Raw genomic sequence first — 14,127 nt, forward strand, 5'->3', positions numbered from 1 at the left:
GGAATGTGGCCGTCTCAACCCTCTCAAATCCCTGAGGAAAAAAGATTTTCCCGAACATGCAAATGGCAACCGGAACATGCAACGCGATTTGCATGTTCCGATGAACCTACAGGCGCCTCATTTTTCTGCGGATCGCCCGCAGAACCCATGTTTTCTTGGCTCGTCTTGCTGAGGGTTCATTGACGCTCCCGAAGCCTGGCAGCGCTGGGTGGGCTCTTACAAGGGCGGTTTTCGAGTTTACTGCATGACACCCATCACAAGCCCGGCCAGAGCCGCAACGTGGGTCAAATGCCCTTAATTATATGGCTCATCCGGGCACTTTCGCTCTCTTCGGGACACTTCCGGCTTCACTGCAAGAATGTGTGTCACCTAACACCAGCCCGATCAGCCTGTGAAAACACCCGCATAGCTTTCGCCACTTCCCGCCCAAGTGTTGCGGCCTTGTTCGGTCCCCCTGCCCCGGCCCGGCGCCATCACCTCGGACCGTACGTTGTCGATGAGGGAATGCAGCGCCAGCGGGTTCGGAGAAGGCTTGGCGGCGTCCGCGAACAGAAACGCGTCGGCTGGCAGGAGACGTGCCACCCGACCGGTTTCGTCAAGCGACGAAAAGTTCTCCAGCAAGTGTGACGCCAGTTTCCGGGCGGCTGCGGTCTCTCCCGCGCGCACGAGGCGGCGCAACGTCGACAAAAGGATGCGCCTGCGCCAACGGCGTCGCATCCTCCGGATCAGGTTGCCCACGGAGGTGCGGTCCCTTGAAACCATCGCGACGGGCAGCAAGGTCGCCACGCCGGCCAGTCCCCAGAAGACCCATCCAATCCCCCCGAGGACTTGCCAGTTGGATGCGGCATTGGCGGCAAAACTGGCGTAGCCTATGGGCGAGGCTGAGATGGAGGCTGTTCGGGCGCTTCGGTCGGCGGTATCGAACCACGGCAGTGCGATCGCTGGAATGACGCCCGGTTCGCCGGTGACCGGGCGCAGTTTCCACGTCCACACGACCGTCGATACCGGCCCCTCCGGCGTCACCTGAAAGTTGCGCTCCTCCGGCGGGGTGAAACTGATGAGCCAAGGCTGCCTGAGGCTTGGCTGCCGGGGCATCATCTCGGGCGTGCCGCCGAAAGCGCGCAGAACGACGCGACGCGTCGCCCCCTGCCCGTCCGCCAGTTGCGACGGATCGACGTTCCATGTGTCCGACACCTCGAGCGTACGCAGGGGCAGCCAGCGATCCCCGACGCCCCGCGGTTTCGGCTCGACTGTCAGGGACACAGACGTGGAGCGGACCAGCACAGTCTCGCGCTGCCCGCCTTCCCCCAGCACCTCCAGCGCGTGGGTCACGGGCAGGATTTCCAGCGTGCCCGCCCGGCGCGGGTAGAAGGCGATGCGCCGCTCGAAAACCCGCGCCCTCAGCCCATCGACGCGCGTGTCGGTCCAGCGGTCCATCCCGAGCCGCACCCAGTCGAAATCGCTCATCGGGCGCAGCTTCAGGTCTTCGCGTGCAATGCGCTCCCGGTAGGTGCCGCGCAACGTGGCGAGGACCATCTCGCCCTCATATGGGGGCGCAGCGCGCGGATCGAGGATCAGTTCGAGCCGGGCCGTGTCGCGGTCCTGCGCAAAGGCGGGCATGGCGACCAGCAACATCAGAAACAGCCATCTCACCATCTCTCGCGCTCCTCCGCATGCGCCTCGCCCCCGGCGATGCGGCGGGCCATCTCTGCGGCCAGCCGGGCCTTGAGATACGCCCCCGGGGCATCTTCGAGCGCATCGAGCCAGGCACCATCGGCAGCAGCCCTGCGCTCGCCTTCGACCGGACGCCTGTTCGACTCGCGTTGCGGGTCCACCGCCCGCTTCAGGATCGGCTGGTCGGGCGCCTCCGGATCGAAGGCGGCGGTCGCGACGCCGGCCTCCGTCAGGATCGCCTCGATGCGCCCGTGCCCCATGGCCTCACCTATGACCGGCGGCACAAGCGCCTTGACCGTATCGCGGTTGTGGCGGGCTTCGGCGTCGTAGCGGTCCGCGAACAGGACAGCGTCGAAATAGGCCACCGACAGCGCATAATCCCCGGTCGCCGCCAGCGTCAGGCCCCGGTCGTAGGTGGCGCCACGCCCGACCCCGGCGAAGACTTCGTCCGCCTCACGGTATCGTCCAGCATCGTAGAGCGCGGCGGCCCGGGCCTTCGGATCCGTGACGGCGAGAACCGCCAGTCCGGGAAACCCAGCGCGCCAGACAAGCTTGCCCCAGGCCCCTGGATCGGCAGCAAGAGCGCAGGCGATGGCCGCGGCGGTCACGTAACGCAGCCTCATGTCCGCCGCCACCGGAACAGGAGTGCCATCGGAAACAGCGCCAGCGTGGCGAGCCATGGGCCAAGGTCGCGGTACTGAAGGGCGCGCAGGTCGGGGGCATCGCGGCCGGTATCGCGCCGGTCGGGCAGCAGGGTGCCGATCGCGGTCAGCGCCGTCGCCTCCACCATCCGCCCACCGCCTGCCTCTGCCACGGCGCTCAGGGCCTCGGGGTCGGCGGCGGGCATGCCGTATGGCGGCGTGTGCTGCGCGACGAAGATGGCGGAGATCCGGCTTCCCTCTGCCTTCATCTGGCGGGCGATGTCTGCAGCCTCCGGCCCCATGCCACCGCCGTCCGAGACGAACACCACGTCTGGTGCCACGGCCCCGGCGTCCTGCAGGGCGCGCTGCGCCATGGTCAGGGCCCGGTCGGGACGGCTGCCGCCCACCGGCATCGTGCCGCCGTCAGCCACCGCGATCAGCCCTCGCACGACACCGGAATCCTCGGCAGGAATGCTGGCCACGAAGCTTTCCCCGGCGTAGACGATCAGTCCGGTGGGGCGGTCGCCCTTCAGGTCGACCAGACGCGCGAGGGCCGCCTGCGCATCGTCGAAACCGCCGCCTTCGGTTACAGAGGGCGACAGGTCGAGCAGGATCATCAACGTGTTGGTGTTGCGCAGAATGGGCGCATTGCGGTCTCGGCTGGCCGGCCCCGCCAGACCGGAGAACAGAAGCACCAGGGCAAGCGCCATCAGCCATGGGTCGGCGCCTGCCCGGGGCGCCGACACCCAGCCGCGCCCGCGCATGGCCTCCAGCAGGTCCGCGTCCGTGACAGCCCGCCAAGCGGCCATGCCGTCGGCCCTGCGCGCGATCAGCAGCCCGGCGACCAACGCCAGAGGCAGCCCGATCAGCCACAGCGGGCGGAGCAGGATGAACTCCGGCCCTGTCACGCCGTTTCCCGCACATGGAAGAGCATGGACACCCCGAGGCAGAGCGCGGCGACGGCGGCACACCATGGCCAGTACAGGCGCCACGTGCGCACCGGTGGCATGGCCGCGAGGCTGGGTTCGAGCCGGTCCATCGCGGCGGTCACGGCCTGCAGGTCGTCGGTCGTCCGGACTCGGAAGGTCTCTCCGCCCGCCGCTTGCGCGATGCGGCGCAGGGTGTCGGCATCCACGGCATCGCGCGCGCCGGGGTCATCCGACAGGTCCGCCGGCCCCAGCGCAATCGTGTAGACCCGCATCCCGAGATCGCGCGCCGTCTGTGCTGCTGCCACCGGGTCGACCATCCCGGTCGTGTCCTGCCCGTCCGACAGCAGGAGGATGACCCGGCTCTTGGCGTCACGCTCCCTCAGGCGCCGGATGGCAAGGCCCAGCCCGTCGGCAATCGCCGTGGCCTTGCCCGACACACCGATCTGCAGGCCGTCGATCAGCCGCGCCACGGAGGCGACGTCATGCGTCTGCGGGGCGGCGACATAGGCGCGGTCGCCAAAGACCACGAGGCCGACGCGGTCCCCTGTCCGCCCCCGGACAAAATCCGCCGCGACTCCCTGAACGGCCGCCAACCGGGACACCGTCTGTCCGTTCAGAGAAAAGTCCTCGCGCTCCATCGAGCCTGAAAGGTCCAGTGCCAGCACGATATCGCGCCCGGACGCGGGCACGATATCCAGAACGCGCTCCTGCCGTGGACCGGCAAGGGCCGCAACCACCGCGATCCAAGCCGCACCGAGCGCGATCAGCCGCGCGTGGCGGTGCACCGGCGTCGTCTCGGTCCTGTGGAACGCCAAGGCCAGAGCCGGCGGCAGGAAAAGCGCTCCGGCTCCGGTCTGGCGCGGCGGCATCAGGCGCAAAAGGACGAGCGGCAAGGGCAACAGGAGCAGGAACCACGGCGCGGCAAGGGTCATTTCCGGCCCCTCCGCGCAGCGGCCAGAACGGCATCTTCCAGCGGGACGGGATCGATCTTGGCGTGCGGATCGTAAAGCGCGTCTCTCGCCACGGCTGGCACGGTCCCGCCCAAGGCCCGCAACAGCGAAGCAAGCCCTGCCATGCGTTCCTGCGGCGGCAGGTCCGCCATGGCGGCTATTCCGGCGCGGGCCGTTTCCAGCTTGCGCGGGCGCGGCGCGGTCAGGACGCGCACCAGCATGGCCACCAGCACGCCCGCCAAGAGACCCAGCGAAACGGCAACGAGGACATCCTGGACGCCGAAACGGGCGAAGTCCGCCGGGACACGCACCGGAGCCAGACGGGAGACAAGCTCTTCGGGTGTCATACCGGCAAAACCTCGTCCGCCTCGGCCCGGACGATCCGGGCCGCTATGCCGCGCTCCGACAGGACCGCCGCCGTCGGCGATACGCCGAAGCGCCCACGGGACAGGACATCGCCGATGCGGGCGGCAAAGCGCCCGGGCGGCGGGGCCGTCTCCACCGCATCCTGCACCAGAAGGATCTCGAACGGGTTGCGGCGCATCAGGTCCGTCGCCATGTCGAAAAACCCGTCGCCGGGGTCGTCCAAGCCCGTGGCCAGCAGCACGGCCATGCCGGAGGGCAGACGCCCCGCGATCTGGCCAAGCCTTTCCGACAGCGATACCGCTGCCGGGGCTGCGTCCATCGCCTCCTCATGGGTGCGCGCCAGGGTCCCGGCGATCTCCAGCATGGCCGCTTCTCTCGGGCGGGCGGGCAAGCGGTCGATGCCGTCGTCGCGTATGATCGCCAACCCGACGCGCCCGCCTGCACGCACGCAAACCCACCCCTCCAGCGCCGCCGCCTCTGCCGCGGCGACAGAGCGGAACCGACCCCTTGTGCCCCAGAACATCGGGGCGCGGAAATCGACGATCAGCAGCACGCTGCGCTCCACCTCTTCGTGGCGGCGGCGCAGTTGCGGCCGCCCGCTCCGCGCGCTGGCGGCGGGATCGACCAGACGCGGGTCGTCCCCGTCGATGAAGGGCCGCAGATCGTAGAGATCGCCCCCCTCGCCCCGGCGCGGTCCCGAAAGACCCGCAACCCGACCGTGCGACAGACCCGCAACTGTGACCGGACCCGCCTGCCCGGCCAGCGCGACCAGCCGGTCCAGCGACAATACCGCCCCAGACCCTTCCCGCTGTGTCACGGCCCGCCTCACAACGGCTCCACCGTGGACAGGATTTCCGTCATGATGCCGCGCGACGTCTCTCCGGCGGCGCGGGCACGCCATGTCGGCGCCATGCGGTGGCACAGCACATCGGGCGCCAGCGCCTCCACGTCTTCTGGCACCGCGTAGTCGCGCCCGTTCAGCCAGGCCCGCGCCCGCGCCGCTGCCGCCAGTGAAAGAGTGCCGCGCGGGCTGACCGCGTGCTGGATTCGGTCGGTCACCGACAGGCCGTCCACGCCCGTCCGCGTCGCCATCACCAGACCCACGATATAGCGCCGAAGCGCCGGGGAAAGATGCACCTGCACGACCTCCGCCTTCATCGCAGCAAGCTTCGCCGTGTCGAGGCAGGACACCGCCTGGCCGGCGGGCGCCCGCAACTCCCCTTCCACGAGGTCGAGGATCGCCAGTTCGGTGGCCTCGTCCGGCAGGTCGAGAAGCACGTGGAACAGGAACCGGTCGAGCTGCGCTTCCGGCAATGGAAAGGTGCCCTCCTGCTCTAGCGGGTTCTGCGTCGCGACGACCATGAAGGGCTCCGGCAGCGCGCGGGATAAGCCGCCGCTCGTCACCTGCCCTTCCGCCATGGCTTCGAGCAGGGCGGACTGCACCTTTGGCGGGGCACGGTTGATCTCGTCCACCAGCACCAGAGAATGGAAGACCGGCCCGGGAAGAAAGACCATCTGCCCGCTCTCCTGCCGCCACGCCTGCGTTCCCGTCACGTCGGAAGGCATGAGGTCAGGGGTACACTGGATACGCGCAAAGCTGCCCTCGACCGCGTCCGACAGCCGCCGGACAGAGCGTGTCTTGGCCAGCCCCGGCGGCCCTTCGATCAGGACGTGACCGCCGGTCAGGAGGCAGATCACCAGCCGTTCGACAAGGGCCGATTGTCCGATCAACCCGGCTTCCATGCGCTGCGTCAGCCGCTGCGCCGCCTCCGTCAGCGACCCTCCAGGTGCCTGATCTTCCATGCGCTCCTCCCGTCGGTGCCGGTGCAGGAAGGCACGAACCCATGGAACGACAAAGCTTTTCCCGCGAAATCCGGCAAGGTCGGGCAATTTGCCCGCGACAACACGGCGGGATTGCCCGATCCTTCCGACAGGGGATGTCGGGGAGGACACACCATGAGTCTGAGGCTGCGGCTGGTTCTGACGCTCTGGCTGGTGACGCTGCTGGCCGGGGCCATCACCATCGGGTTCGCCGCGGCGGGCGCCTACGACGCCGCCGACCGCGCGACCCGCAACACGCTGACGCGCGCGGGTTATGTCCTCGAACGCAACTACCACATGGAACCGCGCGCGGGCGATCCGCTCTACGCCGAGATGACGTCGATCAAGCTGCTTGGCCTGATGGCGCCGGGCACCTGCATCCGGTTCGAGCAGCGGCTGATTTCGGAGCGGCGGCTCTGTTCGAGCTGGCAGATGTTCGGACCGATCGCGCCGGACCCGTTTCGCAAGACCGTCACACGCATCTTCGGCGCGATCGAGCCGGCCAAGGGCGACGGCAGGGCTTCGCAGGACAGCGTCTTCGGGGTCGAAGTGACCTTCGATCCGGTGGCCGCCGCAACGCTGGCGTGGCAACGGGTGCGGCTGGCCCTCTGGCAGACGCTGGGCATGGCGGCGGGGGTACTCCTGCTCGGCACGCTGGCGATCTACGCCCGGCTGGAACCCGTCGGCACCATCGTCCGGGGGCTGGACCGCCTGAGCGCCGGGGACCTCGACACCCGCGTGCCCCCTTCCGGCGCTCCGGAGTTCCGCAAGATCGCCGACGCGGTCAACCGCCTCGCCCGGCAACTCAAGACCGGAACGGAGGCCCGACGTCTACTGACCCGCCGCCTGATCGAGGTCGAGGATGTCGAGCGGCGGCAGCTGGCGCGCGACCTGCATGACGAGTTCGGCCAGATGCTGACGGCGACGGCGGCGCTTGCCGCCTCGATCCGTCTCGCAGCGCCGTCGTCACACCCGGCCCTCGCCCGCGATGCCGATGCCATCGGCGCCAACATCCGCGCGATGATGACCTGCCTGCGCGGTGCCTTCGCCCGGCTCCGGCCTCCGGACCTCGACGAAGTGGGACTGGCAGCCAGCCTGCGCGGGATGCTGGCGGGCTGGCAGGCGCAAAGCGGGGCGCGGCTGACGCTGGACAGCACGCTGATCGAGGACGGTCTCAGCGGTGCCGTGGCGCTGGACCTTTACCGGATCGTGCAGGAATGCGTGACCAACGCCATGCGCCACGGGTCGCCATCCCGCGTGGACGTCGCCCTGCATTCCCGCGACGATGCGATCCTCCTGACGGTCGCCGACGATGGCGGCGGCGGGATCGACGGGCGCGCACCCGGCCACGGGCTGATCGGCATGTCGGAGCGTACCGAGGCGATGGGTGGCTCGCTCCACCTTGAGGAGACGGGCAGCGGCGTGCGCATCCGCGTGACCCTGCCGGACGTGCGGGGGCGCTGCGCGGCATGAGGGACTACAGCGTTATCATCATCGACGACCACCCCGTCGTGCGCGAAGGCTATCGCCGCCTGATCGACCTGCAGCCCGGTCTGAAGATCGTGGGCGAGGCAGAGGATGCGCGCTCTGCCTATGCGGCCTTCCGCGACCTCCGCCCCGATGTGGTGGTGATGGACGTGACCCTGCCAGGCGCCAGCGGGATCGAGGCGATCAGGCATATCCGCCAGTACGACGACGGCGCGCGCATCGTGGTCTTTACCATGCACCTGAGCGCCGCCTTCGCGCTGAAAGCCATCAAGGCCGGCGCCACCAGCTACATCACGAAGAGCAGCGATCCGAAGGTGCTGGTCGAAGCGATCTTCGGCGCGCTGCGCGGACAGACCGTGATCTCGCCCGACGTGATCGAGGCCATCGCCCGCGATAGTATCTCTGGCATCGGCACCGGCCTCAGCGATCTGAGCCCGCGCCAGACCGAAATCCTGTGCCTGCTTGCCCGGGGCTGGTCCGCCGAACGCATCGCCGGAGAGCTGTCGATCAGCCAGAAAACCGTCCGCAACAACCACTACCAGATCAAGAGCATACTGGGGCTGGAGACTGACGCCCAGCTTGTCTGGTTCGCGCTGGAAACCGGGCTTCTGCAAGCGGTCTGACATGATTTCCAGCGTCCACCGCCAGTGGGTAAAGACCGCCCGCTCTACTGGTTGAGCAGGCGATTTGGCGTGTCACGCGCAGGTACGCTTCGGGTCTATGTCCGCCGTGCCGTGGGCGGATCCCGGATCGCTGCACCGAGCGGGATCGACGCTGGGCTTGTCTCCGCGCACCATGATCGGCCAGGAAACGCTCGCGCGTCGATGCCCGATTCCGGGACGTCGGGAACGCCCGGCAGGAATGCTGCGTTTGTCCCGAAATGAGAGGCATCTGACATGAACACATTCCTGATCGGCAGCGCCGTGGCGCTTGCTATGACGACAACATCGCTGTCCGCGGCACCGATCCATGCGCAGGGCAACGCTTCCGGTGTGGCCATGACGCAAGGCGAGCAGGTATGGCTCGCCAAGGGTCCGCAGGGCAACGACAAAGGTGGCGGCAAAAAGATCAAGAAAGGCAAAGGCCATGCCGGAAAGGGCGCGCCCGGCAACGGCAATACCCAGGCAGGCAATGGCAAGGACAAGCCGGGCAAGGGCAACGCGAAGGCCAACAAAGGGAAAGGCACGCCCGGGAGCGCCGACGGCCCCGGCGGCAACGGCAACGGCAACGGCAACGGCAACGGCAACGGCAACGGCAACGGCAACGGCAACGGCAACGGCAACGGCAACGGCAACGGCAACGGCAACGGCAACGGAGTAGCACGCGCTTCGAACGGCAATGGCAAGGGCTTCACGGCCGCGGAGCGCGCGGACGTCGTCGACCGCATAGTCTCTACGCCCGCGCCGGCCGGCCGCGACATGACGCGCGTGATCGGCGCGACCGCGCTTGCTCTGGCGACCCCGCAACTGCTTATGTCCGACGTCTCCGACGAACAGCGCATCGCCTACACCAACTGCCCCCCGGGTCTGGCCAAGAAAGATCCGCCATGCGTCCCGCCGGGGCTGGCCAAGAAGGGTGTGACCTATGACGAATGGGTGTCCTACGACCGCGACGCCTACGATGAGATCTGGCGCGAGCGCCGAGACGAATGGCTTGGACGCGGTGTCGATGTCGATCCTGACCCCGACCTCCTGCTGCTCCGGTCGGATCAGATTGCCCAGCTCTATGACCTCTCCCCCGCACCGGACGGGCAGCGGTATGCGCTGATCGACGGCCTGCCCGTGCTTCTCGACGACGCGGACTACACCTCGCTGCTGCTGGTCAACCAGATGGCTCAGGCGGCGGATCTGCTGAACGGCGTCCCGATCGCGCCGACCGCTGCGCTGACGCAGAATGAACTGATCGACCTGTACCGCCTGCCACAACTTGGCGCCGGGCAGAATTACGCCGTGGTGAACGGCCAGCTCGTGCAACTTAACGACTCGGAATACGAGATCCTCCAGATGATCCGCATCGCGCGGGCCGTTCTGTAGACGTTCGAACGCACCGCCCCGCGCCATCGTCGCGCGGTCACAAACAGATGAAACAGCCGCCGGACCTCGGGCGGCTGTTTTCCTTGTCGAAATGACGGCGTTGCGGCGCCTGCGCTCGCCCGTCTTCAGACCACCGGTGTCAGGACGGGGTCGCCACGAAGATGCGCGCGCAGGTTCTTGACCACAAGGTCGCCCATGGCGGCGCGCGTCTTGTGGGTGGCACTGCCGATGTGCGGCAAGAGCACGACGTTCTGTTGCGTCCTGAGCGCCTCCGGCACGTGCGGTTCCTGCGCGAAGACATCCAGCGCCGCGCCCGCGATGGTGCCGCCCGACAGCGCGTCGATCAACGCCTGTTCGTCCACCAGATCGCCACGCGCGACATTCACCAGCCGGCCTTCGGACCCCAGTGCGTGAAGCACCTCGGCACTGACGATGCCGCGCGTCTGCGGCGTGCTGGGGGCGATCACCACCAGCCAGTCGACATCCCGCGCCATGGCGACCGGGTCGGCGTAATACTGGTAAGGTTGATGCGCCTGCTCCGACCGGCCGTGGTAGACGACGCGCATCGAGAACGCCTGCGCCAGACGTGCGATGGCCTTGCCGATCCTGCCCAGTCCGATGATGCCCACCGTCGCGCCCGTCAGCTCGGCAGTCAAAGGCATGGCGCCTTCCGTCTCCCAACGGCCATCGCGGACGTATGCATGGGACTCAGGCACGCGGTGGGCGAGCGCCAACATCAGGGCGAGCGTCACCTCTGCCACGCAATCGTTCAGCACGTCAGGTGTGTTGGTCACGCGCACCCCGTGTTCCTTCGCCGCCTCGACGTCGACGGCATCGTAGCCCACCCCGAAGGACGAGATGATCTCAAGATCCGGAAGCGCCTCGATGATCCCGCGCGAACACCCTGTGCCGCCGCCGGTGGCAATGAAACGGACGCCTTCGGGCAGCGCGGCGAGGAAGGCCGCCCTGTCCTCCGCATCGCAATAGCGGTGGAGGGTGAAATCCCGGTCGAGCTGGTCGACCACGCGCGGGGCAAGGTTCGCTACGAGGAGAAGATCGGGTTTGGTCATGGTCTTGATGGTCTTTGTTCAGTGGAATGGGTCAGTTGGAGGGTTCGCTGGACGCCGTCCCGCGGCCCTTGCGGCGCAACAGCAGCATCGCCAGAGGGAGCATCCACACGGCAATGGTGAAGATCCCCAATCCGGCGGATATGGGCCGTTCGAAGAAGGCGATGAAGCTGCCGTCGGACTTGATCATCGAAGTGACGAAGTTCTGTTCCAGCATCGGCCCCAGCACCAGCCCGAGGATCGCGGGCGCGATGGGGATGTCGTTCTCCTCCATCAGGAAACCGATGATGCCGAACACGAGCATCAGCCAGATCCCGAAGACGGAGTTGTTGATCGCAAAAGATCCCACCATGCAGAACATCAGGATGATCGGCATGAGAACCCGCTGCGGTATGGACAGAACCTGCCGCGCCCCCTTGATCGCCAGCCAGCCCAACGGCAGCATCATGAGGTTGGCGACGAGGAAAACGATGAACACCGCGTAGATCATCTGCGGTTGCGTGATGAAGACCATCGGCCCGGGGTTGATGCCCTTGATGTAGAGCACGCCGATGACGATTGCAGTGATCGAGTCGCCGGGAATGCCGAACACCAGCGCCGGGATCCACGCCCCGGACATGGCGCCGTTGTTGGAGGACCCGGCCTCGACCAGCCCTTCAACATGGCCAGTGCCGAATTTCTCAGGCGTCTTGGAGAACTTCTTGGACACGGCGTAGCTGATCCAGGCGGCGATGTCGGCCCCTGCCCCCGGCAACGCGCCGATGGCCGTGCCGAGCGCGCTGCCGCGCAGGGCCTGCACCGGATACTTGCGCATGTTGGTCAGTTGCTCGCGGAAGATCCCGCGGTTGCCGGTGGCCGGCGGCTTCTCGTCGCTGCCGCGATGGATGAAGGCGCGGATGACTTCGGACACGGCAAACAGGCCGATCATCGCGGGGATGAACTGCACCCCTCCCATCAGTTCGACATTGCCAAAGGTATAGCGTGGCGCGCCCGCCGGGTTTTCAAGCCCGACCGTGGCGGCGAAAAGTCCGATGAAGAGAGAGATCAACCCACGTGCCGGCGAGCCGGGAGAGATGAAAACCGCGCAGGACAGCCCGAGCACCACCAGCCAGAAGTACTCGAACGACGAGAACTTGAGCGCCACCTCGGCCAGAACGGGCGAAGCGGTGATCAGCACCAACGTACCGAAGATGCCGCCGATCGAGGAAAACACCAGCGAGGCGCCAAGGGCGGATTCCGGCCTACCCTTCTTGGTCAGGGCATAGGCGTCCTGCACGTAGGCGGCGCTGGCGGGCGTGCCGGGCATCCGAAGCAACGTGCCCGGAATGTCGCCCGCGAAGATCGCCATGGCAGTGGCCGTGACGATGGCGGCGATGGCGGGCACCGGCTCCATGAAGAAGGTGACGGGCACCAGAAGCGCGGTGGCCATGGTTGCGGTCAGCCCCGGGATCGCGCCGACGAACATGCCGAAGGCGGCAGAGGCGAGGATCACCAGAAGGACATAGGGTTGAAAGACGAGACCGGCGGCGTCGGCGACTACGGACATGGCGGCCTCACCACAGGAACGGCAGGAAGGGACTGCGCGGCAGCGGCACCAGCAGCAGCTTGCCGAAGCTCTGCTGGATCGCCAGCGCGGCGACCAGCGCCACGGGCACGGCGATCACCAGCCGGACGCGCAGGACAAGCATCGCAAGCAACATCACCGCAACGGCCGTCGTAAGGAAACCGAGCACGGGGGACAGCAGGATGTAGGCCAGGATCAGCAGCAGAACCGCGGCCATGCGGGCCAGAGCGGCGGTGTTGCCGGTCCACTCCGCCAGACGCAGACCCGGCAGACGCTCGCCCGCCATGACCGCCTTGACGATCAGGAAGACACCGGTCAGCACCGTCACCAGCGCGATGGCGCGTGGCATGGTGCCCGCGCCGTAGTCCTGCCCCGGGATCGCCTTGAACCCCATGGCCGAGATGAAGATCGCGATGCCCCCAAGCAGGGTCAGCACCCCCAGGGTCAGATCGGTGACTCGCATTCTGCTGTCCTCGTAGTTGGTCCCGTCACACGGGAAAAGGGCCGGAGGCGATGACATCATCCCCCGGCCCCTGCGCTCTGTCGCGCCTTACTCGGCGGCCAGACCCGCCTTCTTCATGACTTCGCCGAAGGCGGCGTCGTCGTCCGCGACGATCTGCGTGGCGTCGTCACCGCGCGCCCACCGCAGGCCAAATCCGCGGTCCTTCATGAACGTTTGGTATTCGTCCGAGTTGTAGGCGGTCTCGATGGCGTCCATCAGCTTGGTCTTCACGTCGTCGGGCAGCCCGTCCGGCGCGGCGACAGAGCGCCACACGGCGACCGTCCAGTCCGACCCGGTGGATTCCGCCAGCGTCGGCACATCCGGGAAAGCGCCCTGCCGTTCCGCCGACATGCTGGCCAGCGGCACGACCCGGCCCGCGTCGATCATCGAGCGGCCCTCGGCCAGCGACGACGGCACGATGTCCACACCGCCCGCGACCATGTCTGTCAGGCCGGGCGCGGCGCCCTGGCTGGGCACGAAGGTCACGTGGTCGGGGGCCAGCCCCTCGGACAGCAGCCAACCGGCGAGGCCGACGTGCCAGATGCCGCCCTGACCGGTGCCCGACGCCTTGAAGGTGCCGGCCGGCTCGGACTTGATCTTCTCCAGCAGCGCCTCGACGCTGTCGTAGCCCGCGTCAGCGGACACCATGACGCCGCCCGGATCGGCGTTGACGATGGCGAGGATGTCGAAGTCCTCGTAGGTCAGGTCGGTCAGGCCCTGCCAGTGCATCATGTCGATTTCGATGGTCATGATGCCGATGGTGTAGCCATCCGGCTCGGCGTTCGCGATGGCGCTGTGGCCCACCACGCCCGAGCCGCCGGTGCGGTTCACCACGTTGACCGGCACGCCCAGTTCCTTCTGGATCTCGGCGCCCAGCAGGCGGCCTACGGCATCGGTGCCGCCGCCCGCGCCCCACGGCACGATCAGCTGGATCGGGCGCTCCGGGTACTCGGCCCAGGCGGCGCCGGTCACGGCGGCAAGTGTCACGGCCGCAACGGCGGCGGTCTTGATGAAGTGCATGATTGTCCTCCTCTAAATCCGTTCTTTCGGCTGCGGATCACAAGGTCCCCGCGCCGCTATTCCACGGGGAAA

14 protein-coding genes are annotated in these 14,127 nt (G+C 67.6%); 3 read left to right on the forward strand and 11 right to left on the reverse strand.

Going from position 1 to position 14,127, the window contains the following annotated elements; all coding sequences use genetic code 11:
• Window positions 1-384 precede the first annotated feature (384 nt).
• The 7 genes from ABFK29_RS15860 to ABFK29_RS15890 are packed head-to-tail and all read right to left on the reverse strand — an operon-like array spanning window position 385 to window position 6,363.
• A complete protein-coding gene (locus tag ABFK29_RS15860; RefSeq protein ID WP_005862112.1) occupies window positions 385-1,656 on the reverse strand; it encodes a BatD family protein in 1,272 nt (423 codons plus the stop codon).
• Window positions 1,650-2,297: a hypothetical protein gene (locus ABFK29_RS15865; protein WP_040604973.1), complete on the reverse strand. Its 648-nt coding sequence runs from the start codon at window positions 2,295-2,297 to the stop codon at window positions 1,650-1,652. The genes ABFK29_RS15860 and ABFK29_RS15865 overlap by 7 nt, the downstream gene beginning before the upstream one ends.
• Window positions 2,294-3,223, reverse strand: coding sequence for a vWA domain-containing protein (locus ABFK29_RS15870; protein ID WP_005862116.1), 930 nt, complete (start codon window positions 3,221-3,223; stop codon window positions 2,294-2,296). The genes ABFK29_RS15865 and ABFK29_RS15870 overlap by 4 nt, the downstream gene beginning before the upstream one ends.
• Window positions 3,220-4,176, reverse strand: a complete 957-nt coding sequence (locus ABFK29_RS15875) for a VWA domain-containing protein (protein ID WP_005862118.1) — start codon at window positions 4,174-4,176, stop codon at window positions 3,220-3,222. The genes ABFK29_RS15870 and ABFK29_RS15875 overlap by 4 nt, the downstream gene beginning before the upstream one ends.
• Window positions 4,173-4,541 (reverse strand): hypothetical protein, encoded by a 369-nt coding sequence (locus ABFK29_RS15880; RefSeq protein WP_005862120.1) that lies wholly within the window; start codon window positions 4,539-4,541, stop codon window positions 4,173-4,175. Before ABFK29_RS15880 ends, ABFK29_RS15875 begins: the two co-directional genes overlap by 4 nt.
• Window positions 4,538-5,377, reverse strand: a complete 840-nt coding sequence (locus tag ABFK29_RS15885) for a DUF58 domain-containing protein (RefSeq protein ID WP_232281604.1) — start codon at window positions 5,375-5,377, stop codon at window positions 4,538-4,540. The genes ABFK29_RS15880 and ABFK29_RS15885 overlap by 4 nt, the downstream gene beginning before the upstream one ends.
• 8 nt (window positions 5,378-5,385) lie before the next feature.
• Window positions 5,386-6,363: an AAA family ATPase gene (locus ABFK29_RS15890; protein ID WP_005862124.1), complete on the reverse strand. Its 978-nt coding sequence runs from the start codon at window positions 6,361-6,363 to the stop codon at window positions 5,386-5,388.
• Window positions 6,364-6,516: 153 nt separating this feature from the next.
• Between ABFK29_RS15890 and ABFK29_RS15895 the strand changes: the two genes are divergently transcribed.
• The 3 genes from ABFK29_RS15895 (at window position 6,517) to ABFK29_RS15905 (ending at window position 9,902) form a co-directional block, all read left to right on the forward strand.
• Complete coding sequence (locus ABFK29_RS15895) at window positions 6,517-7,854, forward strand: sensor histidine kinase (protein ID WP_005862126.1); 1,338 nt, start codon at window positions 6,517-6,519, stop codon at window positions 7,852-7,854.
• Window positions 7,851-8,492: a response regulator transcription factor gene (locus ABFK29_RS15900; RefSeq protein WP_005862128.1), complete on the forward strand. Its 642-nt coding sequence runs from the start codon at window positions 7,851-7,853 to the stop codon at window positions 8,490-8,492. The genes ABFK29_RS15895 and ABFK29_RS15900 overlap by 4 nt, the downstream gene beginning before the upstream one ends.
• Before the next feature lie 273 nt (window positions 8,493-8,765).
• The gene (locus ABFK29_RS15905) at window positions 8,766-9,902 is read left to right on the forward strand and encodes a hypothetical protein (RefSeq protein WP_005862129.1); all 1,137 of its coding nucleotides are present in this window, start codon (window positions 8,766-8,768) and stop codon (window positions 9,900-9,902) included.
• 125 nt (window positions 9,903-10,027) lie between these two features.
• Here the strand turns inward: ABFK29_RS15905 and ABFK29_RS15910 are convergent, their stop codons facing one another.
• The 4 genes from ABFK29_RS15910 to ABFK29_RS15925 form a co-directional block, all read right to left on the reverse strand.
• Window positions 10,028-10,972 carry a 2-hydroxyacid dehydrogenase gene (locus ABFK29_RS15910; protein ID WP_005862131.1) on the reverse strand — a complete coding sequence of 315 codons (945 nt, stop codon included), beginning with the start codon at window positions 10,970-10,972 and terminating at the stop codon, window positions 10,028-10,030.
• Between the two features lie 31 nt (window positions 10,973-11,003).
• Complete coding sequence (locus ABFK29_RS15915) at window positions 11,004-12,515, reverse strand: tripartite tricarboxylate transporter permease (RefSeq protein WP_005862133.1); 1,512 nt, start codon at window positions 12,513-12,515, stop codon at window positions 11,004-11,006.
• A gap of 7 nt (window positions 12,516-12,522) precedes the next feature.
• Window positions 12,523-12,996, reverse strand: a complete 474-nt coding sequence (locus ABFK29_RS15920; RefSeq protein WP_005862135.1) for a tripartite tricarboxylate transporter TctB family protein — start codon at window positions 12,994-12,996, stop codon at window positions 12,523-12,525.
• 87 nt (window positions 12,997-13,083) lie between these two features.
• Complete coding sequence (locus ABFK29_RS15925; RefSeq protein ID WP_005862136.1) at window positions 13,084-14,055, reverse strand: tripartite tricarboxylate transporter substrate binding protein; 972 nt, start codon at window positions 14,053-14,055, stop codon at window positions 13,084-13,086.
• Window positions 14,056-14,127 lie beyond the last annotated feature (72 nt).

Origin of the sequence: Sagittula stellata E-37, from assembly GCF_039724765.1 — a bacterium.
Taxonomy (GTDB): domain Bacteria; phylum Pseudomonadota; class Alphaproteobacteria; order Rhodobacterales; family Rhodobacteraceae; genus Sagittula; species Sagittula stellata.